We start from the raw sequence: 24,215 nt of genomic DNA on the forward strand, positions 1-24,215 counted from the left end.
GGTGGTCACGGAGCCGTTCCATCCTGTCCGGTGGGGCGCCGGGGGCGCACGCCCGGGGTGGACCCGGCGGTGTCGCGCGCCCCGGCCGGGCGGTGCGCTGACGGGTGACCTTGAGCTGCGGCCCGCTCGGCCGGTCGGCACACTGACGGCATGTCCCGGTCGGTGCTGATCATCGAGGACGATCCGCGGATCCGGCGGATGCTCCAGATGACGCTGCAGCGCGAGGGGCTCGAGGTCACCGAGGCGCCGAGCGGTGAGGAGGGCCTCGAACGGCTGGCCGAGCGGACGTTCGACGTCATCCTCCTCGACCTCATGCTCCCGGGGAAGGACGGCTTCGAGGTGTGCCGGGAGATCCGGCGGTCCTCGAACACGCCGGTCATCATGGTCACCGCCCGGTCGGACAGCCACGACGTCGTCGCCGGCCTCGAGGCGGGCGCCGACGACTACGTGTCCAAACCGTTCGTCGTGAAGGAGCTGTCCGCGCGCATCCGGGCGCTGGCGCGGCGCACCCGGGCGCCGGAGCCGCGGGTCCGCTACGCCGTGGGCGACCTGGAGGTCTCACCGGTCGAGGGCACCGTCACCCGGGACGGCGAGCTGATCGGCCTGACCCGCACGGAGTTCCGGCTGCTCTGCGAGCTGGCCGCCGAGCCCGGCCGGGTGCTCAGCCGCGAAGAACTGCTGGAGCGGGTCTGGGGCTACGACTACTTCGGCGATTCCCGGCTGGTCGACGTCCACGTGCGCCGGCTGCGGAAGAAGATCGAACCCGACCCGGCCGATCCCGCGCTGGTCCTGACCGTCCGGGGCATGGGCTACCGGGTCCCGGGGTGACGGTCCGGCACCGCCCCGGGGCCGGCACCGCCGCCGCACCGGCCCGCCGACCGAGGCGTGCGCCGTTCCGGCTGCGCACCCTGCGGGCGCGGGCGACGGCCGCGTTCGCCGCGCTCACCCTGGCGCTGTCGACCGTGCTCGCGGTCGCGGTGTGGCTGGCCGTGTCGCAGTACCTGCTGGTGCAGCGGGAGCGGGTGACGCTCGTGCAGGCCACCGACAACGCGGCGCAGGTACAGCGGGCACTCGTCAGCGAGGGGCTCGGCGTGCCGCAGCTGCTGGCACAGCTGCCGCGGGAGATCGGCTCCACCTCGCTCCTGGCCGACGACGGCGCCTGGACCACGACCTCGCTGCTGATCGGGCGGGACGCCCTGCCGGAGGAGCTGCGCGAGACCGTCGTCGCCGGAACGCCGGCCCGGCAGCGGATCGAGGTGAACGGGGAGACGATGATGGCCGTCGGGATCCCGCTCGCCGAGCTGCGCCAGGCCTACATCGAGGTCTTCCCGCTCGACGAGCTCGACGACACCTACCGGGTGCTCGCCACCGTGCTGGCGGTGTCGGTCCTCGGGGCGGTCCCGCTCTCCCTCCTGATCGGCTGGTGGGTGACCGGCCCCACGCTGCGCCCGCTCGACCGGATCTCCGCCGCGGCGTCGGCCGTGGCGGGCGGGGCGCTCGACACCCGGATCGACCCGCGGGGCGACCCGTCGCTCGTCCCCATCGCGACGTCGTTCAACCAGACCGCCGAGGCGCTCGAGGCCCGGGTCCGCAGCGACGCCCGGTTCGCCGCCGATGTCAGCCACGAACTGCGCAGCCCGCTCACCACGATGCTCGGCGCGCTGGACCTCGTGGAGGCGACCGCGGACCCCGCCGACGAGGAGCAGGCCGAGGCCCTGGCGCTGCTGCGCTCCGAGGTCGTCCGGTTCGAGCGGCTCGTCGCCGACCTCCTGGAGATCTCCCGCGCCGACGCCGGCAGCACCGACCTCGCTGCCGAACCGGTCCGGCTGTCGGCGTTCACCCGCGAGGTGCTCGGACGGCACCGGCTCGACGGCAGCCTGGCCGAGTTGCTCACGGTCGCCGCCGGGGCCGAGGACGTGGTGGTCTGCGCCGACAAGCGGCGCCTGGAACGCGCGCTGAGCAACCTGCTCGACAACGCCGGCAGGCACGCCGGAGGGGTCGTCGCCGTCACCGTCACCCGGGACGGCGACGTGGCCCGGGTGATCGTCGACGACGCCGGGCCGGGAGTTCCCGACGTCGACCGGAGCCGGATCTTCGAACGCTTCGCCCGGGGGTCGGGCAGCCTCCGCACCCGGACCGAGGGATCGGGCCTCGGGCTGGCCCTCGTGGCCCGGCACGTGCGCACGATGGACGGGCGGGTGACCGTCGAGGACAGCCCCCGGGGCGGAGCCCGCTTCGTCGTCGAGCTCCCGGTGGAGGCCCGGCCGTGAGGTTGCTCGCCGGCCTGCTGGCCCTCCTGGTCGTGCTGACCGGCTGCGGCGTCGATCCGCAGCCGGACCCGGAACTGCTGACCATCCAGGCCCCGCCGGTCACCGAGGGGGGGCGGGCCTCCGCCGACCGGGGCCCGGAGCTGACCGTCTACTTCGTCGCCGGGGCCGACCTCGCACCCGTCAGCCGCGCCACCGACGTCGTCACCCCGGCGGCCGCCCTCGCGCGGCTGACCGCCGGGCCCACCCGCGCCGAGGTCATCGGCGGGGTGCGGACGGCACTGGCCCCGCAGGAGCTCCAGGTGGACGAGGGGCTGCCCGGCGGCATCACGTCGGTCTCGGTCACCCGCGAGTTCACCGGCATCAGCGGCGGCAACCAGTTGCTGGCCGTGGCCCAGGTCGTCTGGACGCTCACCGACCTGCCGGGCACCACCCGGGTGCGCTTCCTCCTCGACGGCGTGCCCGTCGAGGTGCCCACCGACGAGGGGCTGACCGAGGAGCCGGTCGCGCGCGACCACTACCGCTCGGTGGCTCCCGCCGGGGCCGCCGGCGACGGGAACGCCCCGCTACCCTCCCCCGGCGGCGACTGACCGTGGTCCCGCCGACGGGGCAGCCCGCCCGTGCACGACGAAGCGGAGGCGAGCGATGACCGACCCGTCCCCGGGCCCGGCACCTCCCGTGCGACGGGCACGCACCGGAGCGGCCCGGGTGGCCGTCGGCTCCGTCGCCGTGCTGGGCGTGATCGCGATCGGCTGGCTGGTGACCTGGCTGCTGGTCCGCCTGGCCCTCGTCACGATGTCGGTCATCGCCGCGCTGCTCCTGGCGGCGCTCGCCGGCCCGTTGTCGCGACTGCTCAGGCGCGCCGGTGCGCCGCCGGCGCTGGCCGCCGGCGGTGCGGTGCTCACCCTGCTCGCCATCATCGCCGGGATCAGCACGCTGGTCTGGCTGCGCACCAGCACCCGGCTGACCGATCTCGCCCCTGCTCTCGCCGTCGGGATCGACCGGGTGCGCACCTGGCTGGTCACCGGGCCCCTCTCGCTCGACCCCGACCGGGTCGCCGGCATCCGCGACACCCTGGTCACCCAGCTGGCCCAGGTGGTGCCGACGCCGGTGGCCGGCGCCCAGCTGGCCATCACCATCCTCAGCGCCCTCGTGCTCGTGCTGTTCATCGTCTTCTTCCTGATCAAGGACGGCGACGGCATGTGGGCGTGGGTGGTCGAACGGGTCCCCGCCACCCAGCGCGAGCGGGTCGACGGCGCCGGCCGGCAGGCGTGGACGACGCTGAGCTCCTACGTGCTGGGCGTGGTCGCGGTGGCAGCGATCGACGCCGTGCTGATCGGGCTCGGCCTGCTCCTGGTCGGGGTCCCGCTGTGGCTCTCCCTGACCCTGCTGACCTTCTTCGGCGCGTTCGTCCCGTACTTCGGGGCGGTCGTCAGCGGCATCGCGGCGGTGCTGGTCACGCTGGTCACGGACGGCCCGAGGGACGCCGTCATCATCCTCGTCGTGGTCCTGGTGGTTCAGCAGGTGGAGGGCAACCTGCTGCAGCCGCTGATCATGCGGCGGGCCGTGCAGGTGCACCCGGTGGTGACCATCGTGGTGATCACCGCCGGCACGCTGCTGTTCGGGATCGCCGGGGCGGTCGTCGCCGTGCCGGTCACCGCCGTCGCCCACCACGTCCTGGAGTACCTGCGCACCCACCCGGCGGCGGGCCACCCGCCGGCGGTTCCCGGTGCGCCCGACGACGGGACGGCCACATCCGGCGCGACGGCGACCGCGGCGACCGCGGCGGCGGGTGCCCAGGGATGAGCCGGACCGACCCCGTGTCCCGGGTGTGGCGGCTGGCCCGCGGCTCGCTCTGGCCGCTGCCCCTCCTCGCCGTCACCGCCGCGGTGGCCCTCGGGCTGCTGCTCCCGCTGCTGGACGAGCGCCTGGGCACCGCGAACGAGGGTTCCCCGCTGGCGTTCGTGTTCGGTGGCGGCCCGGCGGCGGCCCGCGACCTGCTGGCCGCGATCGCCGGCTCGCTGATCTCGGTGACCGGGGTGATCTTCTCGCTCACCGTCGTCGCCCTGCAGCTGGGCAGCAGCCAGTACTCCCCCCGCCTGCTGCAGACCTTCGCCACCGATCCGGTCGTGCAGGCGACCCTCGCCCAGCTCACGGGCACCTTCGTCTACGCGCTCACGGTGCTCCGGACGGTGCGCACCCCCGAGTCGACGGTCTCGGGGGAACCGGCCTTCATCCCGCGCCTGTCCATCACGCTGGCGTATCTGTTCTGCCTCGGCAGCGTGGCGGCCCTCGTCGTCTTCCTCGGCCACCTGGCGCGGTCGCTGCGCGTGGAGACCATGCTCCGCGACGTCCACGACGAGGCGGCCCAGGCCCTCCGCGACCGGCGCGAGGAGGGGACCGACGTCGCCGACGTGCTCCCCGACGGGCCCGGGACGCCGATCGAGGCGGCGCGCAGCGGCTTCGTCGTCGACGTGGACGAGGAGCGGCTCGTGTCGGCCGCCCGGGACGCCGACGTCGTGGTCGCGCTCTCCCCGAGGATGGGCGACTCGGTCGTCGCCGGCACGCCGCTGGCGCACGCGTGGGCGCGCGGCGGCGGGCCGGCCGGGGAGCGGGACGCGGTGACGGAGGCCGTCGTCGGGGCCGTGCGCCTGTCGGCCGAGCGCACCCCGGACCGGGACGCCGCGTACAGCCTCCGCAAGATCGTCGACATCGCCGGCCGGGCGCTGTCGCCCGGCATCAACGACCCGACGACGGCGGTGCACGCCCTGTCCCACGTCTCCGCGATCCTGGGGGACCTGCTGCCGCGCCGCACCACCGTGCACACCTGGCGGGACGACGACGGCGCGCTCCGGCTGGTGCTGCCCCGCTGGACGGCCGAGGAACTGCTGCGCCTCGGGCTGGAGGAACCGCTCGAGTACGCCTCGGGGCAGCCGGCCGTGCTGCGCCGGATCGCCGGGCTGCTGCACGAGCTGGCATGGCGGGTGCGCGGCCAGGACATGGACGAGACCCTGCGCGCACTGGTGGCGCGGACGGCGCGGCAGGCGCTGGAGAGCACCGCGATCGAGGAGCGCGAGACCACCGCCTGGCGGTCGGCCGTCGACGAGGCGCTCGCCGGCCGCTGGTCACCCGCCGCCGGCCTCGGTCCCCGGACGCCCGCCGCGGAGGCCGCCCAGGGCTGACGCCGAGCTGCCGAGCGGCCCGGTCAGGAGGTGATCGCCGAGTGGCCGGTCACTCCCTCGAGCGCCGAGCCGGCGCCGTACTTCTGGACCGGGATCACGCTCAGCGAACCGTCGCTCTCCAGGACCACCGCGGCGACCTCGGAGAGGTCCCCGGCGCCGGAGGAGCGGACCGCCTGGCGGATCTCGGAGATCACCACCCGCACCTCCCGCATCCGGTCCTCCAGCGGCTCGCCGTTCCGGAGCACGAGCGTGGGCTCCGAGGTGATGACCTTGCGCAGCCCCGGCCAGCGGGCAGTCAGCCACGCGACCACCCACTGCAGCAGCGCCAGCAGGCCGAGCGCCACCGCGCCCTCGGACCAGGCGACGTCGCTGCTGAGCAGGATCGTGGCCAGCGTGGAACCCAGCGCCACCGTGACGACGAGGTCGAAGGCGTTGAGCTTGGTCAGCGTCCGTTTCCCGGAGAGCCGCAGGACGAGCACCACGGTGGCGTAGGCCGCCGACCCCACCAGCAGAACCCGGAAGACATCGGACCATGCGTCGAACCACATGGGGTACCCCTACCCCTTCCGGGCCGCGGATGATGCGGCGCGGTCGTCGCCGGTTCCACCGGTCACCTTCCGGTACACCACGCGGCCGGGGCTGGCGGTCAGCCCGTGCACCAGCAGGCTGGCGGCGACCACGAGGCTGCCGGCCACCAGGACGACGGGGTCGATCCCCAGTCGCTCCGACTCCAGCGTGAGGTAGAACAGTGCCGACACCCCGATGGGCCCGAACCAGCCGAGGTAGACGGCGTCCGGCCGGGCCAGCCGCAGCGGCCGGCGGAGCAGGTAGACGATCGGCGGCCGGCGCAGCAGCAGGACCGCCACCGCGAACAGGACGCCGCTCCAGCCCAGCGCGCGCCACTCCTCCCACGGCACGATGGCCCCGAAGGCCAGGAACAGCGGCAGGACGACGAACCGGTTGACCGCCTCGTCGATCCGGACGTCGGCCGTGCGTTGCCGACCGGTGCTCACCGCGTTGAACGCGAGCCCGCAGACGAACACGGCCAGGATGCCGTCGACCCGGAGAAGGCCTCCGGCGCCGAGGACGGCGAAGGCGAGCACCACCGTGAACACCAGCTCGGGCCCGGGATCGGTCGCGCCGTGGTCGGCGCCGGAACGCAGGGCCCGGCCGCCCAGCCAGCCCAGCAGCGCACCGAGCAGGATCGCGCCGGCCACGTCCCAGAGCGACTCCAGCAGCGCCTCGCCCATCGTGGCCGGGCCGGCCAGCGCGATCGCGATCAGCACGATCGGGAACGCCAGGCCGTCGTTCGCCCCTGATTCCAGCGACAGCACCTGCCGGTCACGGCCGGGGAGGTCCTCCTCCGCGGGCGTGCCGGTGGTGACGGTGGACGCGAGCACCGGGTCGGTGGGGGTGAGCGCGGCGCCGATCAGCGCGGCCACTCCCAGGCCGACCCCCAGGGTGAGCGCGGCCAGCCCGGCGCTGACCACGGCCATGACCGGCATCACCACGGCCAGGAGCAGCAGCACCGGCCGCCAGCGGGCGCGAGCAGTGTGGAATGGGTAGCGGAGCGCGATCGACATGACCGAGATCGCGAGGAGCAGCCGGGCGGCGGTGTGCAGCCAGGCGTGGTCGTCCAGCAGCGCGGGCAGCGGCAGCACGCCCAGCACCGCCGGGCCGAGGAGGACGCCGATGAGCGCCGCCAGCAGGGGCTCGCTGACCGGCGCACGACGGATCCGCTCCGACCAGGCCGCGGCGACGAGCGCGAGGGCGCCCGCCGCCACCAGCAGCACGTCGACGGTCATCGCGGCTGCCCTTCCCGGTCGCGGTGGTTCCGCACGTGGATCAGCCCAGGCTGCTGATCAGCTCGCGACAGGCCTTCTCGCAGCGCCGGCACGCCTCGGCGCACACGCGGCAGTGCTCGTGCATGTCGGCGTGGCTGGCGCACTCGTCACCGCACGACTTGCACGCGGCGGCGCACGCCTCGAGGACCGCGCGGGTCAGGTTGGCGTCGTAGCCGGTGTGCCGCGAGAGCACCCGCCCGGTCGTGTCGCAGATGTCGGCGCAGTCGGTGTTGGTGCGGATGCACTTCGTCAGCTCGGCGACCATGTCCTCGCTGAGGCAGGCGTCGGCACAGGCGGTGCAGGCCTGGGCGCACTCGAAGCAGGCCTCGATGCATTCGAGGAGCTTCGCCTTGTCCACTCCGCCGAGGTCCTTCGGGTAGGTGTCGAGCATCTGGGAGGCGACGGTCACGGGGTTCTCCTTCGACGGATCGGCCCGGTCCGCGGTCGCGGCCGGGGTCTGGCACGAAGCCCCTACCCCGGCCGCTCGCCCCGGTACACGACCGATTTCGTCGACCACCCACCCGATGAACGAACGGGTCAACGCCCCGGCGAGACCGGGGCGGCCGGGTCAGCCCGCCGCTGCAGGACGAAGTCGTAGCGGGACTCCAGCCACGGCACGTCGATCGAGCCGCCGTCGGGCGTGGTCCCCGGTTCACGGGGCTCGAACGACGTCACCAGCTCCTGCTTGGTACCGAACACGACGTCGCTGTCCAGGTACTCCGCCCCCTCCTGGAACAGGTGGGTGATGAGCGGCTCGAAGCCGGGCACGTTGATCAGGAAGTGGATGTGCGCCGGCCGGAAGTGGCTGATCCCGGTGCGGGCCACGAGGTCGCCGACCGGTCCGTCCATCGGGATCGTGTAGCCCAGCGGCGCGATGGTGCGCACGCAGTACTCGCCGTTCTCACCGGTCGTGTACTTCGCCCGCAGCCGCGCCTCGTCGATGTCGGGGATCTGCGACTCGTAGGCGCCCTCGGTGTCGGCCTGCCAGACGTCGAGGACGGCCCCGGTCACCGGGGTGCCGTCGAGGTCGGTCACCCGGCCGTGCAGGAACAGCGGCGTCCCGGCCAGCCCCTCGGACATGTCCTCGGCGTAGCCGAGCTCGGGCGAGCCCTCGATGTGGAAGGGCCCCAGGACGGTGGCCGGCGTCGCCCGCGGGTCGAACCGGTGGTTCATCTGGACGACGAGCATCGACAGCCCCAGCACGTCGGAGGCGAGGATGAACTCCTCCCGCTTCTCGGTGCTGATCTGGCCGGTGCGGGTGAGCCACTGCATCGCGGCCATCCACTCGGCCTCGGTCAGCCGCACCTCGCGGGCGAAGTCGTGCAGGTGCCGCACGAGCGCGGTCATGACCTCGGCCAGGCGCGGATCGCGGGCGGTGGCCCAGCGCTCGACCGCCAGGTCGGTGATGTTCTCCTCGGTGACCAGCTGCACGGTGTCCTCCTGCCGTCCGCGCGGCCGGTGGACCGGCCGCGCATCCTCCTCCCCCGCGGCTCCCGCGGGGGCCCTGCTCGGCTAGGGCGTCAGCACCAGCCGGACGCCGGGGTCGCCGGTGGCCTGACGGCGCCAGGCAGCGGCGACGTCGGCCAGCGGGACCTGCTCGTGGGCGACGGCCAGGCGGCCCGCGGCGGCCTCCCGGGCGATGGCGGTGACCGCCTCCGCACGCTCGGCCGGGGTCAGCGCGTTGTTCGTGTAGCCGAGCACCGACAGGGACTTCCCCCGCAGCACCGCGGAGGAGAAGTCCGCGACGTCCCCCGAGGCCCCGCCGAGGTTGACCAGCCGCCCCCCGGCCGAGAGGGCCCGGGCGGCGGCCGTGGCAGCCGGCCCGAAGACCGGGTCGACGACGAGATCCAGGCGTCCCCCGGCGGCATCGGCGAACCGGGCGGCCAGCGCGTCGGTGTCGCCGTCGGTCGCGACCACCGCGTCCGCGCCGGCGGCCAGGGCGCGCTCCCGCGCCGCCACCGAACGCGCGGCCGCGACCACCCGTCCGGCGCCGAAGGACCGGGCCGCGCCCACCGCGGCCTGGCCCACGGCGCCGCCGGCACCGAGGACGAGCACGTGCTCGCCGGGCCGCAGCCCACCGCGCCAGGTGAGCGACATCCACGCCGCGACGGCGGAGAGGCCGAGAGCGGCCAGCGCGGCGTCCGGCACCCCGGTGGTGAGCGGCACGAGGTCCTCGGTCCGGACGGCGCAGCGCTGCGCCAGGCTGCCGTCGCCGGGTGCCATGCCGGCCTGCGTGGCGAACCAGACGCGGGTCCCGGGATCGAGGTCGTCGGAGCTCTCGACCACGCCGACGCCCTGGACGCCGGGGACGTAGGGCACCGCGGGCCGGCCGAAGTAGGAGGTGCCCGAGGCGCAGAGCAGGTCCAGCGGCACCAACGGGGCGGCGGTCACCCGCACCACGGCCGCGCCCGGTCCCGGCACCGGATCGGGGTGCTCCCCGTACTCCGGGAACTCGCCCGGCGTGTGCAGCACGGCGGCGCGCATACCGGCCTCAGCCCCGCGCGCCGTCGCCGGCGCCGGGCAGCGCCTCGGGGACGAACGGGTCGGGATCCACCGGCCGGTTGTGCAGGTCGACCGAGAGGAAGACGTCGTTGGCGACCGGGTGCCGCAGCTCCTCGGCGAGCTGGCCGATCAGCCCGGCGGTGCGGGCCAGCAGCGCGAAGCCGCGCAGCAGCTCCAGCGGCAGGCCGAGGTCGGCCAGCGCGGCGCCGCACACCCCGGCGCCGTTGAGCGGCAGCTGCCTGCCCAGCACCTGGGCGTGCACCCGGCCGATCGCGGCGAACAGCGACAGGTGCGGTCCGACCAGGTTCTCCTCGGCGGCGATCCGGAACAGCCGGGGGGTGCGCGGGTCGCCCTGCTTGTGCACGTGGTGGCCCAGCCCCGGCACGAAGCGGCCGGCGGCGCGCTGGGCGGCGACCGTCTCCAGGGCCAGCGCGTCCCAGCCGGCGTCGTCGGTCGGCAGGGCGCCGTCCACCGCCGTGAGCACCTCGTGCAGGAAGCGGCCGCAGTCCTCGGTGACACCGAGGAACCGCGAGCCCCCACCGAGCAGCCCGGCGGCGAGCGCGCCCTGGACCGAGTCCGGCGCCGACAGGTAGGTCAGCCGCGTGACGATCGCGGTCGGGGTGAAGCCGTGGTCGGCGAGCGCGGCGAGCACCGCTTCGAACACCCTCGTCTCGCCGCGGGACGGCCGGCGCTGGGTGGCCAGCCAGAAGGCCAGCTCCCCGAAGCCGACGGTGCCCATGACGTCCTCGGCCAGGTCGGTGCCGAGCAGGGTGATCGACTCGAGGCTGGAGGCGCCCAGCGCCGTCGGGTACTCCGGCGCGGTCATCGCGTCCCCTCCTCCGGCTCGGCCAGCCACCGCCGGATCTCCGCGCCGTGCTCGTCCAGATCGGGCGGCGGCAGCCGGTAGGCCGGCGGCGTCGCGGAGAAGGTGATCGGGTTGCGCACCGACGGGACGGCGGCCGCCCCCTCCCCTACCGTGACGACCGGGTCGAGACCGACCTCCTCGGCGAAGGCGACGCCCTGGTCGATGGTGTTGATGGGCCCGCAGGGCACACCCGCGCCGATGATGTCGCGGAACCACTCCTGCTTGCTGCGGGTGCGCAGCCGCTCCACCAGCAGCGGGCGCAGCTCGTCGCGGTTGGCGGTGCGGTCCTCGTTCCGGCTGAACCGCGGGTCGTCGGCCAGCTCCGGCACCCCGAGCACCTCCACCAGCCGGCGGAACTGCCCGTTGTTGCCGGCCGTGACGATCAGGTCGCCGTCGGCGCACGGCAGCGGCTCGTAGGGGAACAGGCTGGGGTGGCTGTTGCCCATCCGGAAGGGGACGACCTCACCGGTCACGTAGGCGCTGGTCTGGTTGACCAGGCCCGACAGCGCCGAGGAGAGCAGGTTGACCTCGACGTGCTGGCCCTGCCCGGTGGCGTGCCGGTGGTTGACCGCCGACAGCACGCCGATCGTCGCGTGCAGGCCCGCCATGACGTCGAACAGGGCGACCCCGGCCCGGTACGGCGAGCCGTCGGGGTCACCGGTGAGGCTCATGAACCCCGAGATGGCCTGCACGATGAGGTCGTAGCCCGGCAGCGGTGCACCCTTCGGCCCGCTGCCGAAGCCGCTGATCGAGGCGTACACGACCCCCGGGTTGGTCGCGGACACCGTCTCGTAGTCGAGGCCGAAGCGGGCCAGCCCACCGGGCTTGAAGTTCTCGACCAGGACGTCGGCGCGGCGGGCCAGTTCCCGTGCCGCGTCGGCGTCGGCGGGGTCCTTCAGGTCCAGCGCAACCGAGCGCTTGTTGCGGTTGACACCCATGTAGTACGTGGACACGCCCTCGCGCACGGGCGGCTGCCAGGTACGGGTGTCGTCGCCCGACGGCCCCTCGACCTTCACGACCTCGGCGCCGAGGTCGGCGAGCAGCATGGTGGCGTACGGGCCGGCCAGGATCCGCGAGAAGTCGGCCACGAGGAGCCCGGCGAGCGGGCCGGGGGTCGCCGTCCCCGCTGCGGTCCGCTCGGTCTCGTCAGCGCTCATCAGCGGTCCGCCACTCCTTCGGATCGAGCAGATGCGGACGGCTGTCCGCAGCGACTGCCGAAGTCTCCGACGCCCCTCCCGGCCTGTCAACCGGTGGACTGGACTGGTCGATACCGCTCGGATCGTCCGGTTGACACACGCATGCCCCGCAGGCCATGGTGACCTGCGTCGCACGTGCCGTCCGTAGCGCGGACAGGCGTCCGACGACCTGACGACGAGGTCCAGAGGAGACGATGATGCAGTCCGAGCCCACTCCGGTGCCCGGCCGGCCGGTGGTCCTGCGCGGCGGGACCGTGCTGACCATGGACGACTCGTGCACCGTGCTCGACGGCGCGGACGTGCTCGTGGTCGGTGACCGCGTCGCCGCCGTCGGCACCGGCCTGGACGTGCCCGAGGGCACCCAGGAGATCGACGCCCGAGGCGGCATCGTGATGCCGGGGATGATCGACACCCACCGCCACATGTGGCAGACGGCCATGCGGGGGTACGGCGCGGACTGGACGCTGACGCAGTACTTCGTCTGGTACTACCTCGAGCACGGGAAGAAATTCCGGCCAGAGGACGTCGCGGCCGGCAACCGGCTCTCGGCGCTGGAGGCGCTCGAGGCCGGCGTCACCACCACCGTCGACTGGTCGCACGGGCTGCAGACCGTCGACCACGCCGAGGCCGCCGTCGAGGCGCTGCGCTCGGTGCCCGGCCGGTACGTGCTCGCCTACGGCAACATCCAGGCCGCGCCGTGGGAGTGGACCGCCGACCCCGCCGTCCGCGGTTTCCTGGAGCGGCACCGCGACGCTGCCGACGACATGCTCGGCCTGCAGCTGGCCTTCGACGTCACCGGCGACCCCGGCTTCCCCGAGAGGGCCGCGTTCGAGGTGGCCCGGGAGCTCGGCCTGCCGGTCACCACGCACGCCGGCGTCTGGGGCGCGACCAACGACGACGGCATCCGCCTGATGCACGAGAACGGCTTCATGACGCCGGAGACCGTGTACGTGCACGCGGCGACCCTGTCCCCCGACTCCTACCACCGGATCGCCGCCACCGGCGGGTCGATCTCGGTGAGCACGGAGTCCGAGCAGAGCGCCGGCCAGGGCTACCCGCCCACCTGGCAGGTGCGTTCGCACGGCATCCCGGTCTCGCTGTCGATGGACACCAGCGTCTGGTGGAGCGGCGACCTGTTCTCCGCGATGCGCACCACCCTCGGCGCCGACCGTTCCCGCGAGCACTTCGAGGCGCACCTGACGGGCGACACGGTCACCCACCTGCAGCTGCGGGCGAAGGACGTCGTCCAGTGGGCCACCCGCGGTGGGGCGCTGGCGCTCGGCCGCGACGACCTCGGCAGCCTGCGGCCGGGGATGAAGGCGGACGTCGTCCTGATCAAGAACGACGCCTCGCCGGTCTCCTTCCCGCTGCTCAACCCGTTCGGGCACGTCGCCTTCCAGGCGCAGCGCGGGGACGTGCACACCGTGCTGGTCGACGGCCGGGTCGTGAAGCACGCGCACGCGCTGGTCGACGTCGACCTCGCCGCGGTCCGGCGGGAGGTCGACGCGACGGTCGAGCACCTGCGGTCCGCGATGGGCGAGGAGGCGTGGGCGGGCGGCATGTACCCCGATCTCCCCGACACCGAGGTGCTCGACAACCCGTACCAGTACACCGACTACAAGTCGCACGGCACCCACGCCGCCCGCGAGCCGCTGTTCGACGAGCACATGGCCACCGAGCGTCCGGCCGGCGAGCAGCCGACCAGCCACCACTGAGCCGTCGAGATCGGCGGCCCCGCACGATGCCCCGGCGGCAGGGCGCGGGGCCGCCGGTCTCACCGGCGAACCGAGGGAAGGACGACGGCACATGGCAGGGCGCGGGAGCGGACCCGACTTCGTCGAGGCGCTCGCACGGGGGCTCGACGTCCTCGCGTGCTTCGACCGGGCGCACCCCAGCATGTCGCTCACGGAGGTGGCCTCGGCGGCGGGCCTGGCGCGCCCCACCGCACGGCGGCTGCTGCTGACCCTCGTGGAGCTCGGCTTCGTCCGGTCCTCGGGCGGCGCGTTCTCGCTGACCCCGAAGGTGCTCTCGCTCGGGATGGCCTACGTCGGCGCGCTCGGCCTGTGGGACATCGCCCGGCCGCACCTCGAGGCCCTCGTCGCCCGCACCGGGGAGTCGTCGTCGATGGCCCAGCTCGACGGCTCCGACATCGTCTACGTCGCCCGGGTGTCGGTGCCGAAGCTGATCGCGCTCCGGGTCGACATCGGCACCCGCTTCCCCGCCACCCAGACCTCCCAGGGCAAGGTGCTGCTCGCCGCGCTCTCCCCCGACGAGCTGACCGCCACCCTCGCCGAGCGCAGCCGGGCCGGCCTCCCCCCGATGATCGGCCGACCGCCCGAGCAGCTTCGGGCCGAGCTGACCGAGGTCCGCGCCCGAGGCTGGGCGCTCGCCGACGAGGAGCTGGCCCCCGGCGTGCGGTCGGTGGCGGTGCCCGTGCGCGACGGCGCCGGCGTGGTCCGTGCGGCGATGAACGTGACCGTGCACGCGGCCGAGACCTCCGCCGAGCGGCTGCTGCGTGACCACCTCCCGCTGCTGCTGCGGACGGCGGGTGACGTCAGCGCCGAGTGGGCGATGTGGCAGTCCCGCCCGCATGTGGAGATCTCCCCGGACCGGTCCGCGGGCGACGCCGCCGGCTGAGCTCCAGGTCCCGCCGGCCGGGCTACGCGGCGATCAGCCTTCCTGATCGTCGGGCCACCTCCCTCACCGCCGAACGCGAGGGAGGACCCCTCCAGGCGAGGGAGGACCACCGATGATCAGGTGAGCTGATCCTCGATGTAGGGCGTGTGCGAGGGTGCCGGTCGTGACCGCCGTCCTCTCCATCCAGTCGCACGTCGCCTTCGGCCACGTGGGCAACAGCTCCGCCGTGTTCCCCCTTCAGCGCCTCGGGATCGAGGTGTGGCCGGTGCACACGGTGCAGTTCTCCAACCACACCGGCTACGGGGAGTGGCGCGGCCGGGTCTACGACGGTCAGTCGGTCGACGAGCTCGTGCAGGGCATCGCCGAGCGGGGTGCCCTCGCCGGCTGCGACGCCGTGCTGTCCGGCTACCTCGGCTCGGCCGACATCGGCCACGCCGTCGTCGGTGCGGTGGCCCGGGTGCGGGCGGCCAACCCCGACGCGGTCTACGCCTGCGATCCGGTGATCGGCGACGTCGGCCGTGGCGTGTTCGTCCGGCCGGGCATCGCGGAGTTCATGCGCGACGTCGCCGTCCCGGCCGCCGATCTCGTGACGCCCAACCACTACGAGCTGGACCTGCTCTCCGGCGTCGCCACCCGCTCGCTGACCTCGGTGAAGGACGCCGTCGCGGGTGTGCAAGCCCTGGGCCCGCGGGTCGTGCTCACCACGTCGCTGGTCGCCGAGGACACCCCCGACGACGCGGTGGACCTGCTCGCCTCGGAGGGTGGCCGGCACTTCCTCGTCCGCACCCCGCGACTGGGCGTGTCGGTCAACGGCGCCGGCGACGCCATCGCGGCCCTGTTCCTGGCCCACTGGCTCGCGACCCGGTCCGCCGGCGAGGCGCTGGGGCGGGCGGCGGCCTCGGTCTTCGGCCTCCTGCAGCGCACCGAGGACGCCCGGTCCCGGGAGATCCTGCTGGTGGCCGCGCAGGACGAGATCGTGGCGCCGAGCCGCACGTTCGAGGTCACCGAGATCTGACCGGCCGGTCCGGCGGTCCGGCGGGCCGACGGCGGGCCGTCAGGTCTTGCTCTTGCCCCGGGCGCTGGAGTGCTCGTGCCGGTCGTCGCCGTGGGGGTGGGTCTCGATCTGCTTGGACGCCCCGGTGGTGACACCGGCGGCGCTGGGGGCGACCCCCTGCTTCTTGGCCTCGCGGACGGCGGCCTTCTGGGCTTCCTGGTCGTTGTTCTTCGCCATGCGGCTGTGGCTACCCGTCGTCGCCGGGACAGACACCCGCCGATCGGCACGTCGTGCCGCATGCCTCGGCCCGGGGCCGGCCGCGTCGCCGGCCTAGTGGTCGGCGAGGGTCGCCTCGATCCGGGTGATCGTCGGCTCCTCCACCGGCAGGTGCGGCAGCACCACCGGCACCTCCTCGGGCTCGAGCCCGGCGTCCCCCAGCGCCGCGAGCAGCAGATCCGCCTCGTCCGGGGGCACCGGAACCGTGCAGCCGGAGTCGTCCAGCGCCGCCCGCGCCAGGAACAGCGCGCCGGCCAGGCTGTCGTCGGGTTGCGGGGCCGGTGCGGACACGGCCGCGCGGGTGGTCGCCTCGGCCGCCCGCACCAGGGACAGCGGCAGCCCCTCGGCCTCCACCTCGATCAGCGGGACGTCGCGCAGCGCGGCCAGGACGAAGTGCTCGGCGTCGATGCGCAGCGGCGCCTCCCAGCCGCCGGCGCGCACCACGTCGGCCACGTCGACCGGGTCCTCGCCCAGGTCGTCGGCGAGCTCGGCCCAGTCCGCGGGACGGGTCGCCCGTGCCCGTTCCCCGGTCAGCCGGCACGTCTCGGCCGCGAAAGGCACGAGCACCTCCTCGTCGAACCGCTCGGCCTCGAGCCGGCCGTCCGGACCGATCATGTTGAGGGCGTCCTGGAAGCTGCCGGGGCGGGCGTCCTCCAGGTCCAGCCGGCCGTCCTCGGCGCCGAGCGGCTGCCCGTTGGCGGCGCGCTCCCCCACCGTCAGGCCGCTGGGCGCCACGCGGCCGGAGCGGCGCCGGTAGTGCGGGCGGTCGGAGAGGCCGACGGCCCACGCGCAGCTCTCGGCGATCAGCGCGGCCCCGCGTTCCCGGAGCACCTCGCGGGTGAGCAGTCCCATCCAGTCGACGTCGAACACACCGACCACTGTCCCTGCCGCGGCCCCTCCCGGCCAGGACGGCCGGGAGGGGCGCCGGATCACTCTGCCGCGGCCCCGGCGGTGCTGCCCTTCGCCTGCTCGCTGCTCGGGCCGCCGACCCACACCGTCTTGGCGTTCATGAACTCGCGCATGCCCACCTCGGTCAGCTCCCGGCCGTAGCCGCTCTGCTTGATCCCGCCGAACGGCAGCTCCGGGTAGCTGGCGGTCATCCCGTTGACGAAAGCCATGCCGGAGGCGATGTCACGGACGAACTGCGCCCGCTCGTCCTCGTCCTCGCTCCACAGGTTGGAGCCCAGCCCGTAGACGTGGCTGTTGGCGATCTCGATCGCCTCGTCCAGCGAGTCGACGGTGTACAGGGCGGCGACCGGCCCGAACACCTCCTCGCCGTGCACCTTCATCTCCGGGGTCACGCCGGTGATGAGCGTCGGCTCGTAGAACCAGCCCGCCCGGCCCACCCGCCTGCCCCCGACCACCACGGTCGCCCCCTTGCTCCGGGCGTCCTCGACGTACTCCTCGACGTCCTGCAGGCCGGACTCGGTGGCCAGCGGGCCGATCTGGGTGCCCTCCTCCATCGGATCCCCGACGGTGAGCGCGCCGATCTTCTCGGCGAACAGCCGGGTGAACTCCTCGGCCACGTCGCGGTGCACGAAGAACCGCTTGGCCGCGATGCAGCTCTGCCCGTTGTTCTGGTTGCGCGCGGTGGTCGCCACCTCGGCGGCGGTGTCCAGGTGGGCCGACGGCATCACGATGAACGGGTCGGACCCGCCGAGCTCCAGCACCGTCTTCTTCAGCGCGTCCCCGGCGACGGCGGCGACGGACTGCCCGGCCGGGCCGCTGCCGGTCAGGGTCGCGGCCACGACGCGGTCGTCGCGCAGCACCCGCTCGACCGAGCCCGAGCCGATGAGCAGGGTCTGGAAGACGTCGTCGGGGAAGCCTGCCTTCCGGAACACCTCCTCCAGGTACAGCGCCGTCTGCGGCACGTTGCTGGCGTGCTTGAGCAGGCCGACGTTGCCGGCCATGAGGGCCGGGGCGGCGAACCGCATCGCCTGCCAGAGCGGGAAGTTCCACGGCATGACCGCCAGGACGACGCCCAGCGGCTGGTGCACGACGTAGGCCCGCTGGGCACCCACCGCCGCGGCGTCCTTCTCCTCGGGCTCGAGGAGCGCCGGCCCGTGCTCGGCGTACCAGCGCAGCGCCTTGGCGCACTTGCCCACCTCGGCCTTGGCCGAGGCCAGCGTCTTGCCCATCTCGGTGGTCATGAGCTCGGCGACCGCGTCGGTGTCGGCCTCCAGGACGTCGGCGGCTGCAGACAGCCAGCCGGCGCGCTCCTGCGCGGACGTGAGCCGGTAGCGCGCGAACGCCTGGGCGGCCCGCGCGATCTTCTCCTCGAGCGCCTCGTCGGTCAGCGGCTCGTAGGTCTTGAGCGTCTCGCCGGTGGCGGGGTTGATCGTGGCGATGGCCATGGTGTTCTCCCTCCTGGTGCAGGTCACCTGCCCGACCGCGCGCCGCCGAAACCGGCGGGACGGCCGGTCTGGAACGCTCATCCTGACCGGTCCGGACGCCCGCTCGAACGGGGCCGGGCTGACCGACGGCGCGCCCTGGCCTACCGTGGAGTTGCACCACGGACATCGGGGCGACATGGGGCAGGGGCCACACGTGAACTGGACGGCTACGGGCGGGGCGGGACATCCCGCTGCCGAGGCCTTTCCGCACGACGCCCTGCTCTACGACACCCCCGAGCAGCTGGTCGCCACGGCGGCGCCGTTCCTGCGCGACGGCCTGGCCGAAGGGGACGCCGCGGTCGTGGTCACCCGCCCGGAGAACGCCGCCGCCCTGCGGGACGCCCTCGACGACGACCCCCGCCTCCACGTCGTGGACCCGGGCGAGCTGTACCGGAACCGCACGCCGGGGGCCATCACGGCTGTCCGCCGGCTCGCCGAGCAGCACACGGCCGCCGGGGCGAAGCGGGTCCGCGTCCTCGGCGAGATCGAGCAGGGCCCGGACGAGCGGGGCTGGCTCGAGTGGGAGCGCTACGAGTCGGTGATCAACGAGGCGCTCGCCGGCTGGAACCTGTGGGGGATCTGCGCCGTCGACACCGTGCGCGTCCCGCAGCCGGTGGTCGAGTCCGCCCTCCGGACCCACCGGCAGGTCGTGACCCCGGCCAGCCGCACGCCCAGCCCCGCGTTCACCCCGCCTGAGCAGCTGCTGCGCGGCCTGCCGGTCCCGCGCGAGCCCCTCGAGGACACCCACCCCCGGCTGGAGGCGGCCGACGTCGCCGACTTCATCGGGTTGCGGCACGCCGTCGCCGCCGAGCTGGCGGGCCTGCCGGCCCCGGCGGACCTGGTCGAGGACTTCCTCCTCGCCGTCGACGAGATGACCTCCAACGCCGTCCGGCACGGACAGCCGCCGGTCCGCCTGCGGCTCTGGACGTCGCCCGACCGCATCGTGTGCACGATCGCCGACGGCGGCCCCGGCTGGGACGACCCCTTCGCCGGCTACGGCCCGGCCCACGGCGAGGACCTCTCCCGCGGCGGCATGGGCCTGTGGCTGGCCCGGCAGCTGTGCGACCACGTCGACATCTCCGGCGGCGTCCACCACCCCGGCGACGGCGGGGTCAGCGTCCGGCTCACCACGTTCCTCCGCTGACGCCGGGCGACGATCGCGCCCGGAGGTTTCCGTCCAGTGGGTGACCGAGGCCCACGGCACGGGTCCGCGCCGCAATACTGAGGCCTGCAGCCGGCGAGCGATGGGAGCAGCGTGGTGGATCGGGCGCGCACGGACCAGGGGGCGGCCCCCGCTCCGACCGAGCGGAGGGGCTGAGCCGTGGACAAGGTCGTGAGCACCGCCCGCGAGGCGGTCGCGGACATCCCCGCGGGGTCGGTGCTGGCCGTGGGCGGGTTCGGGCTCTGCGGAGTGCCGATCCGGCTGATCGACGCGCTGCTGGAACAGGGCGCCGACGGGCTGACCACCATCTCCAACAACTGCGGCGTCGACGACCAGGCGCTGGGCGTGCTGCTCTACGCCGGCCGGATCGCCAGGACGATCTCCTCGTTCGTCGGCGGCAACAAGGAGCTGGCCCGCCTCTACCTGTCCGGGCAGCTGGAGGTGGAGCTGACCCCGCAGGGCACCCTGGCCGAGCGGCTGCGCGCCGGCGGCACCGGCATCCCGGCGTTCTACACCCCCACTGGGGTGGGCACGCTGGTGGCCGACGGCGGGATCCCGATCCGCTACGACGCCGACGGGAACGTGGTGGAGGTGTCCCGGCCGAAGGAGGTGCGGGAGTTCGACGGCCAGCAGTACGTGCTGGAGACCGCGCTGCGCGCGGACTACGGACTGGTCCGCGCCGCGGTCGGTGACCGGCACGGCAACCTGGTCTTCCACGAGTCCGCGGCCAACTTCAACCCGCTGGCCGGCATGGCCGCCCGGGTGACCATCGCCGAGGTCGAGGAGCTGGTCGAACCGGGCGAGATCACGCCCGAGCACGTGCACCTGCCCGGGGTGTTCGTCGACCGCGTCGTGCACGTCGGTCCCGAGGGCAAGGGGATCGAGAAGCGCACCACCCGGCCGCGCGCCCAGGCACAGCTCGACGCCCCCGCCGCCGCCGGCGACGAGGGACCGACCGACCCGACCTTCGGAGGACAGGCCTGATGGCGCTGACCCGTGAGCAGCTGGCCGCCCGCGTCGCCCTCGAGCTGGAGGACGGCCAGTACGTGAACCTCGGCATCGGGATGCCGACGCTGGTGCCCAACTACGTGCCCGACGGGGTGCACGTGGTGCTGCACTCGGAGAACGGGGTGCTCGGCGTCGGGCCCTACCCGTTCGAGGGCGAGGAGGACGCCGACCTGATCAACGCCGGCAAGGAGACCGTCACCGTCCTGCCCGGCGCCAGCTTCTTCGACTCCGCGCTGTCCTTCGGCATGATCCGCGGCAAGCACCTCGACGTCGCCATCCTCGGCGCCATGCAGGTCAACACCCGCGGTGACCTGGCCAACTGGCTGATCCCCGGCAAGATGGTCAACGGCATGGGCGGGGCGATGGACCTGGTCCACGGCGCCCGCCGCGTGATCATCATGATGGAGCACAGCGCCCGCGACGGGTCCCCCAAGATCGTCGCCGAGTGCACCCTCCCGCTGACCGGCAAGGCCTGCGTCGACCGCGTCATCACCGACCTCGCGGTCATCGACGTCACCCCCGGCGGGCTGGTGCTGCGCGAGACCGCTCCCGGCGTCACCGTCGAGCAGGTCACCGCCGCCACCGGCGCACCGCTCACCCTCGCCGACGACGTCCGCGAGATGCCCCTCCCCGCCACCGTCTGAGCCGCGCTCCCGGGTCGATCATCGCCTGCGGGCACGCTCCGCCGGCGTGTCCTCCCGTGTTCCGCGCACGGCGACGACGATCAACCCGCGGAGAGTGCGCGGGAGATGCCGCGCGCGGCGGCGCGCACCCCGGGCGTCATGGCGCGGACGGCGGCCGGCGAGCTGCCGCGGACGACGATCGACAGCGCCGCCACCACGCTGCCGCGCACCTCGATCGGTGCGGCCACGGACACCGCGTCGGTGGTGACCTGCCGGTCGCTCACGGCCACGCCGGTGCGCCGGACCTCGGCGAGCACCCGTCGCAGCTGGAGCGGATCGGTGACCGTGTGCGGGGTGTACCGGCGCAGCGGGCCGGCGAGCACGCGCTCCTGCACGTCGGCCGGCGCGTGGGCGAGGAGGACCAGCCCGACGCCGGTGGGCGGCAGTGCGAAGCGGCCCCCCACCTGCGTGAGGACGGCGACGGCGTCCCGTGCGGCGAAGCGCTCCACGAACACGACCTCGACGTCGTCCCGGACGGCCAGCTGCACGTTCTCGTGGGTGACCTCGTAGAGGTCCTCCATGAACGGCAGGGCCGCTTCGCGGAGGCCCAGCCCGCGGGGCGCGAGCGCGCCGAGCTCCCAGATGCGCAGCCCGATGCGGTAACGGCCGTCGTCGGCGCGCTCGAGCGCGCCCCAGGCGCACAGCTCCCCCACCAGCCGGTGCGCGGTCGACAACGGCACGCCGACGAGGCGGGAGATCTCGGACAGCGTCAGCGCCGACCGCTCCCGGGAGAACGAGCCCAGGACGGCGAGCAGCTTGCCCCCCGCGGTGCGCGTCGCGCTCAGAGCTCGAGCACCAGCTTCGGGCAGGCCGCCCGGGACACGCAGATGAACATCGTGTCGTTCGCCGCCTGCTCGGCCGGCGTCAGCAGCGAGTCCCGGTGGTCCACCTCCCCGGAGAGCACCGTCGTCTCGCACGTCCCGCACGTCCCCTCCTGACACGAGGACAGCACGCCCACCCCGGCCTCCTCGACCACCTCGAGGACGGACTTCTCGGGGGGCACGGTGAGCGCCAGCCCGCTCACGGCGAGCTCCACCTCGAAGGCGCCGGTGAGCACCGGTTCGCCGACGTCCTTGGGGGCGAAGCGCTCGAGGTGCAGGGCCCCCTCGGGCCACTGCTGGCAGTGCTGCTCGACGGCGGTCAGCAGGGGTTCCGGGCCGCAGCAGTAGACCAGCGTGCCGGGACGCGGGTCGGCGAGCAGCGTGTCGAGGTCGATCAGCCCGACCTCGTCCTGCGGATGGAGGGTGACCCGCGTGCCGGTCGCGTCCTCCAGCGCCTCCAGGAACGCCATCGACCGCCTGCTGCGGCCGCCGTAGTGCAGCTCCCACTCGGCGCCGGCCGCGTCGGCGGCGTCGATCATCGGCAGGATCGGGGTGATCCCGATGCCGCCGGCGACGAACACGTACCGCGGCGCGGGGACGAGCGGGAAGTGGTTCCGCGGCCCCCGCACGTCCACCTCGGACCCCTCGACGAGGGCGTCGTGCACGTGCGCGGACCCGCCGCGGCCCCCCGGCTCGCGCAGGACGGCGATCCGCCACACCGACCGGTCGCGGGCGTCGCCGCACAGCGAGTACTGGCGGGTGAGCCCGCCGGGCAGCCGCAGGTCGACGTGCGCGCCGGCCGACCACGCGGGCAGGTGGCCTCCCGCGGGATCGCGCAGCTCGAGGACGACGACGCCTTCCGCGCCGGTCGTCCGCCGGCCGACCCGCAGCCGCAGGTCCACCTCGTCGTGGGTGCTGTGCACCGGGTCGGGCTCCTTCTCTCAGGCGGGGACGGGGGTGCGGGAGCGCTCCCGCGCGCGCAGGACCGCGGGATCGGTCACCACGTGGGCGGGCGGCGGCGGGAGGTCGGCGGGGAGGACGGGCCCGCCCGGCCCACCGGCGGGGTGGTCGGGATGGGCCAGCAGCCACTCCCACATCTGCACCGGGTCCTCCGCCTCGGTCTCGGCGCCGCAGTGGCACCGCCCGCGCAGCCGGTCCGACCCCGGGAGCCAGTTGACCCGGAGCACCCGCTCGCCCTCGAGCACCTGCCGGGGCGGAGGGAGGGACATGCCGGCGCTCACCGGCCGGCCCCGGCGGAGGCCGGGGTGGCGGGAGCGGCGGCGGAGCCGTCCGCCTCGGCGGCCATCCGGGCGATGATCCGCCGGGCGGCCAGTCCGCCGGTGTCGATGTTGATCGACAGCTCCTGGTAGCCGTCGGCCTCGCCGGCGAGCACCTGCTCGAGCACGTCGAGGGCGACGACGTCCTGCAGGACGACGGTGCGGTTGTTCTCGGCCAGGAAGTCCGACACCCCCTGGTCGTCCAGGGCGAAGTCGCGCGCGACGGCCCAGAAGTCGTGCGTGGAGTTCTCCGTCTCCGGCGTGATCGCGTAGACCACCTCGACGTGGAAGGCGTCGGGGTCGGCGCCGTCGTCGTTCGGCAGGACGCCGACCGGCGCGATCCGGCTGTGCAGCTTGTACAGGCACGGCGGGGTGAACTCGATGTCCTGCCAGCGGGTGATCCGCCCCTCGATGCCGGTGCTCTTCGAGTAGAAGGGCGGACAGGCGGCGTCGGCCATGTGCCGGCTGACGTAGACGATCCCGGCCTCGTCGTCGACCTCCGTGGTGATCGGCGTCTCGGCCACCTCGGGGGTGCCGATGTACCCGCCGTGCAGGTAGGTCTCGTGGGAGAGGTCCATGAGGTTGTCCACCAGGAGGCTGGCGCGGGCGGCGAGCGGCTCCATGCCCGAGACCGTCGTCCAGCCCTCCATGTCCAGCCAGGGCGCGCGCGGGATCCGGGTGCTCCCCGCCCGGTCGGGGTCGCCGATGAACACCCAGACGAAGCTGTCCTGCTCGACGACGGGGTAGCTCTTCAGCCGCGCGGTCCGCGGCACGCGGGTCTGGCCGGGCACGGCGACGCAGACGCCGTCGGCGCCGTAGGTGAAGCCGTGGTAACCGCAGACCACCGTGTCGCCGACCAGGTGGCTGGGCGCCTCCGACAGCGGGAACCGGCGGTGCACGCACCGGTCGCTCATCGCGGTCACCTCCCCCGCCTCGGTGCGCCAGAACAGGATCGACTCGCCGCAGATGGCGCGGCTGAACAGCTCCCGCCCGACCTCGCGCCCGTAGGCGGCCACGTACCACTGGTTGCGCACGATCGACGTCATCCGTCCTGCTCCTCCTCGTTCGGGTCTGCCACGAGCGTGACCGCCGTCACCCCTCGTCCGGT

Annotated in this window: 25 protein-coding genes; 11 read left to right on the forward strand and 14 right to left on the reverse strand. The window is 74.2% G+C overall.

All coding sequences use genetic code 11. The features are described 5' to 3' along the window. Positions 1–150: 150 nt before the first annotated feature. Genes ABDB74_RS11690 through ABDB74_RS11710 form a run of 5 tightly spaced genes read left to right on the forward strand, consistent with a single transcriptional unit; the run spans position 151 to position 5,449 of the window. On the forward strand, positions 151–828 hold the full coding sequence (locus tag ABDB74_RS11690; RefSeq protein ID WP_346618681.1) for a response regulator transcription factor: 678 nt from the start codon (positions 151–153) through the stop codon (positions 826–828). Beyond that, the gene (locus ABDB74_RS11695; protein WP_346618682.1) at positions 825–2,270 is read left to right on the forward strand and encodes a HAMP domain-containing sensor histidine kinase; all 1,446 of its coding nucleotides are present in this window, start codon (positions 825–827) and stop codon (positions 2,268–2,270) included. Before ABDB74_RS11690 ends, ABDB74_RS11695 begins: the two co-directional genes overlap by 4 nt. Next, the gene (locus tag ABDB74_RS11700) at positions 2,267–2,857 is read left to right on the forward strand and encodes a GerMN domain-containing protein (protein ID WP_346618684.1); all 591 of its coding nucleotides are present in this window, start codon (positions 2,267–2,269) and stop codon (positions 2,855–2,857) included. Before ABDB74_RS11695 ends, ABDB74_RS11700 begins: the two co-directional genes overlap by 4 nt. 55 nt (positions 2,858–2,912) lie before the next feature. Continuing rightward, a complete protein-coding gene (locus ABDB74_RS11705; RefSeq protein WP_346618685.1) occupies positions 2,913–4,073 on the forward strand; it encodes an AI-2E family transporter in 1,161 nt (386 codons plus the stop codon). Next, on the forward strand, positions 4,070–5,449 hold the full coding sequence (locus tag ABDB74_RS11710) for a DUF2254 domain-containing protein (RefSeq protein ID WP_346618686.1): 1,380 nt from the start codon (positions 4,070–4,072) through the stop codon (positions 5,447–5,449). The genes ABDB74_RS11705 and ABDB74_RS11710 overlap by 4 nt, the downstream gene beginning before the upstream one ends. A 23-nt stretch (positions 5,450–5,472) precedes the next feature. On the opposite strand, the gene ABDB74_RS11715 is transcribed toward ABDB74_RS11710, so the two are convergent. The 7 genes from ABDB74_RS11715 to ABDB74_RS11745 form a co-directional block, all read right to left on the reverse strand. Next, positions 5,473–5,997 (reverse strand): YetF domain-containing protein, encoded by a 525-nt coding sequence (locus tag ABDB74_RS11715; RefSeq protein ID WP_346618687.1) that lies wholly within the window; start codon positions 5,995–5,997, stop codon positions 5,473–5,475. 9 nt (positions 5,998–6,006) lie between these two features. Next, positions 6,007–7,254, reverse strand: coding sequence for a cation:proton antiporter (locus tag ABDB74_RS11720; protein ID WP_346618688.1), 1,248 nt, complete (start codon positions 7,252–7,254; stop codon positions 6,007–6,009). A gap of 40 nt (positions 7,255–7,294) precedes the next feature. Continuing rightward, positions 7,295–7,702, reverse strand: a complete 408-nt coding sequence (locus ABDB74_RS11725) for a four-helix bundle copper-binding protein (protein ID WP_346618689.1) — start codon at positions 7,700–7,702, stop codon at positions 7,295–7,297. A gap of 128 nt (positions 7,703–7,830) precedes the next feature. Further along, a complete protein-coding gene (locus tag ABDB74_RS11730) occupies positions 7,831–8,724 on the reverse strand; it encodes a dioxygenase (protein WP_346618690.1) in 894 nt (297 codons plus the stop codon). Positions 8,725–8,805: 81 nt separating this feature from the next. After that, positions 8,806–9,777 (reverse strand): zinc-binding alcohol dehydrogenase family protein, encoded by a 972-nt coding sequence (locus ABDB74_RS11735; RefSeq protein WP_346618691.1) that lies wholly within the window; start codon positions 9,775–9,777, stop codon positions 8,806–8,808. 7 nt (positions 9,778–9,784) lie between these two features. Further along, entirely contained in the window at positions 9,785–10,621 is an 837-nt protein-coding gene (locus tag ABDB74_RS11740) for a citryl-CoA lyase (protein WP_346618692.1), read from the reverse strand. Beyond that, on the reverse strand, positions 10,618–11,817 hold the full coding sequence (locus ABDB74_RS11745; RefSeq protein WP_346618694.1) for a CoA transferase: 1,200 nt from the start codon (positions 11,815–11,817) through the stop codon (positions 10,618–10,620). The genes ABDB74_RS11740 and ABDB74_RS11745 overlap by 4 nt, the downstream gene beginning before the upstream one ends. Before the next feature lie 233 nt (positions 11,818–12,050). Here ABDB74_RS11745 and ABDB74_RS11750 point away from each other — a divergent pair, with 233 nt between their 5' ends. The 3 genes from ABDB74_RS11750 to pdxY all read left to right on the forward strand — a co-directional run bounded on the left by ABDB74_RS11750 (position 12,051) and on the right by pdxY (position 15,508). Continuing rightward, complete coding sequence (locus ABDB74_RS11750; RefSeq protein WP_346618695.1) at positions 12,051–13,571, forward strand: amidohydrolase family protein; 1,521 nt, start codon at positions 12,051–12,053, stop codon at positions 13,569–13,571. A gap of 91 nt (positions 13,572–13,662) precedes the next feature. Beyond that, positions 13,663–14,493, forward strand: coding sequence for an IclR family transcriptional regulator C-terminal domain-containing protein (locus ABDB74_RS11755; RefSeq protein WP_346618697.1), 831 nt, complete (start codon positions 13,663–13,665; stop codon positions 14,491–14,493). A gap of 163 nt (positions 14,494–14,656) precedes the next feature. Next, positions 14,657–15,508, forward strand: a complete 852-nt coding sequence (gene pdxY / locus ABDB74_RS11760) for a pyridoxal kinase PdxY (protein ID WP_346618698.1) — start codon at positions 14,657–14,659, stop codon at positions 15,506–15,508. A 39-nt stretch (positions 15,509–15,547) separates the two neighbouring features. On the opposite strand, the gene ABDB74_RS11765 is transcribed toward pdxY, so the two are convergent. The 3 genes from ABDB74_RS11765 to ABDB74_RS11775 form a co-directional block, all read right to left on the reverse strand. Further along, entirely contained in the window at positions 15,548–15,724 is a 177-nt protein-coding gene (locus ABDB74_RS11765; protein WP_346618700.1) for a hypothetical protein, read from the reverse strand. Positions 15,725–15,817: 93 nt separating this feature from the next. Then, positions 15,818–16,633, reverse strand: coding sequence for a hypothetical protein (locus tag ABDB74_RS11770; RefSeq protein ID WP_346618701.1), 816 nt, complete (start codon positions 16,631–16,633; stop codon positions 15,818–15,820). A gap of 59 nt (positions 16,634–16,692) precedes the next feature. Beyond that, positions 16,693–18,117, reverse strand: coding sequence for an NADP-dependent succinic semialdehyde dehydrogenase (locus ABDB74_RS11775; protein ID WP_346618703.1), 1,425 nt, complete (start codon positions 18,115–18,117; stop codon positions 16,693–16,695). A gap of 193 nt (positions 18,118–18,310) precedes the next feature. On the opposite strand from ABDB74_RS11775, the gene ABDB74_RS11780 reads away from it, so the two are divergent. The 3 genes from ABDB74_RS11780 (at position 18,311) to ABDB74_RS11790 (ending at position 20,970) form a co-directional block, all read left to right on the forward strand. Next, positions 18,311–19,300 (forward strand): sensor histidine kinase, encoded by a 990-nt coding sequence (locus ABDB74_RS11780; RefSeq protein ID WP_346618704.1) that lies wholly within the window; start codon positions 18,311–18,313, stop codon positions 19,298–19,300. Between the two features lie 177 nt (positions 19,301–19,477). Continuing rightward, a complete protein-coding gene (locus ABDB74_RS11785; RefSeq protein ID WP_346618705.1) occupies positions 19,478–20,302 on the forward strand; it encodes a CoA transferase subunit A in 825 nt (274 codons plus the stop codon). After that, positions 20,302–20,970: a CoA transferase subunit B gene (locus tag ABDB74_RS11790; RefSeq protein WP_346618706.1), complete on the forward strand. Its 669-nt coding sequence runs from the start codon at positions 20,302–20,304 to the stop codon at positions 20,968–20,970. Before ABDB74_RS11785 ends, ABDB74_RS11790 begins: the two co-directional genes overlap by 1 nt. Positions 20,971–21,050: 80 nt before the next feature. Here ABDB74_RS11790 and ABDB74_RS11795 read toward each other — a convergent pair whose 3' ends face one another. The 4 genes from ABDB74_RS11795 to ABDB74_RS11810 are packed head-to-tail and all read right to left on the reverse strand — an operon-like array spanning position 21,051 to position 24,153. Next, complete coding sequence (locus tag ABDB74_RS11795; RefSeq protein WP_346623881.1) at positions 21,051–21,836, reverse strand: IclR family transcriptional regulator; 786 nt, start codon at positions 21,834–21,836, stop codon at positions 21,051–21,053. Beyond that, on the reverse strand, positions 21,791–22,753 hold the full coding sequence (locus ABDB74_RS11800; RefSeq protein WP_346618707.1) for a PDR/VanB family oxidoreductase: 963 nt from the start codon (positions 22,751–22,753) through the stop codon (positions 21,791–21,793). Before ABDB74_RS11800 ends, ABDB74_RS11795 begins: the two co-directional genes overlap by 46 nt. A gap of 18 nt (positions 22,754–22,771) precedes the next feature. Further along, a complete protein-coding gene (locus ABDB74_RS11805) occupies positions 22,772–23,059 on the reverse strand; it encodes a hypothetical protein (RefSeq protein WP_346618708.1) in 288 nt (95 codons plus the stop codon). 8 nt (positions 23,060–23,067) lie between these two features. Continuing rightward, a complete protein-coding gene (locus ABDB74_RS11810) occupies positions 23,068–24,153 on the reverse strand; it encodes an aromatic ring-hydroxylating dioxygenase subunit alpha (RefSeq protein WP_346618710.1) in 1,086 nt (361 codons plus the stop codon). Positions 24,154–24,215: the final 62 nt, after the last annotated feature.

This window comes from Blastococcus sp. HT6-4 (assembly GCF_039679125.1).
Classification (GTDB): domain Bacteria; phylum Actinomycetota; class Actinomycetes; order Mycobacteriales; family Geodermatophilaceae; genus Blastococcus; species Blastococcus montanus.

Bases quoted from the DNA above. Each gene is read 5' to 3' on its own strand.
- ABDB74_RS11810 (WP_346618710.1), bottom strand. From the start codon at position 24,153: ATGACGTCGATCGTGCGCAACCAGTGGTACGTGGCCGCCTACGGGCGC.
- ABDB74_RS11710 (WP_346618686.1), top strand. From the start codon at position 4,070: ATGAGCCGGACCGACCCCGTGTCCCGGGTGTGGCGGCTGGCCCGCGGC.
- ABDB74_RS11775 (WP_346618703.1), bottom strand. From the start codon at position 18,117: ATGGCCATCGCCACGATCAACCCCGCCACCGGCGAGACGCTCAAGACC.
- ABDB74_RS11690 (WP_346618681.1), top strand. From the start codon at position 151: ATGTCCCGGTCGGTGCTGATCATCGAGGACGATCCGCGGATCCGGCGG.
- ABDB74_RS11750 (WP_346618695.1), top strand. From the start codon at position 12,051: ATGATGCAGTCCGAGCCCACTCCGGTGCCCGGCCGGCCGGTGGTCCTG.
- ABDB74_RS11755 (WP_346618697.1), top strand. From the start codon at position 13,663: ATGGCAGGGCGCGGGAGCGGACCCGACTTCGTCGAGGCGCTCGCACGG.
- ABDB74_RS11735 (WP_346618691.1), bottom strand. From the start codon at position 9,777: ATGCGCGCCGCCGTGCTGCACACGCCGGGCGAGTTCCCGGAGTACGGG.
- ABDB74_RS11790 (WP_346618706.1), top strand. From the start codon at position 20,302: ATGGCGCTGACCCGTGAGCAGCTGGCCGCCCGCGTCGCCCTCGAGCTG.
- ABDB74_RS11740 (WP_346618692.1), bottom strand. From the start codon at position 10,621: ATGACCGCGCCGGAGTACCCGACGGCGCTGGGCGCCTCCAGCCTCGAG.
- ABDB74_RS11715 (WP_346618687.1), bottom strand. From the start codon at position 5,997: ATGTGGTTCGACGCATGGTCCGATGTCTTCCGGGTTCTGCTGGTGGGG.
- ABDB74_RS11765 (WP_346618700.1), bottom strand. From the start codon at position 15,724: ATGGCGAAGAACAACGACCAGGAAGCCCAGAAGGCCGCCGTCCGCGAG.
- ABDB74_RS11805 (WP_346618708.1), bottom strand. From the start codon at position 23,059: ATGTCCCTCCCTCCGCCCCGGCAGGTGCTCGAGGGCGAGCGGGTGCTC.
- ABDB74_RS11705 (WP_346618685.1), top strand. From the start codon at position 2,913: ATGACCGACCCGTCCCCGGGCCCGGCACCTCCCGTGCGACGGGCACGC.
- ABDB74_RS11720 (WP_346618688.1), bottom strand. From the start codon at position 7,254: ATGACCGTCGACGTGCTGCTGGTGGCGGCGGGCGCCCTCGCGCTCGTC.
- ABDB74_RS11745 (WP_346618694.1), bottom strand. From the start codon at position 11,817: ATGAGCGCTGACGAGACCGAGCGGACCGCAGCGGGGACGGCGACCCCC.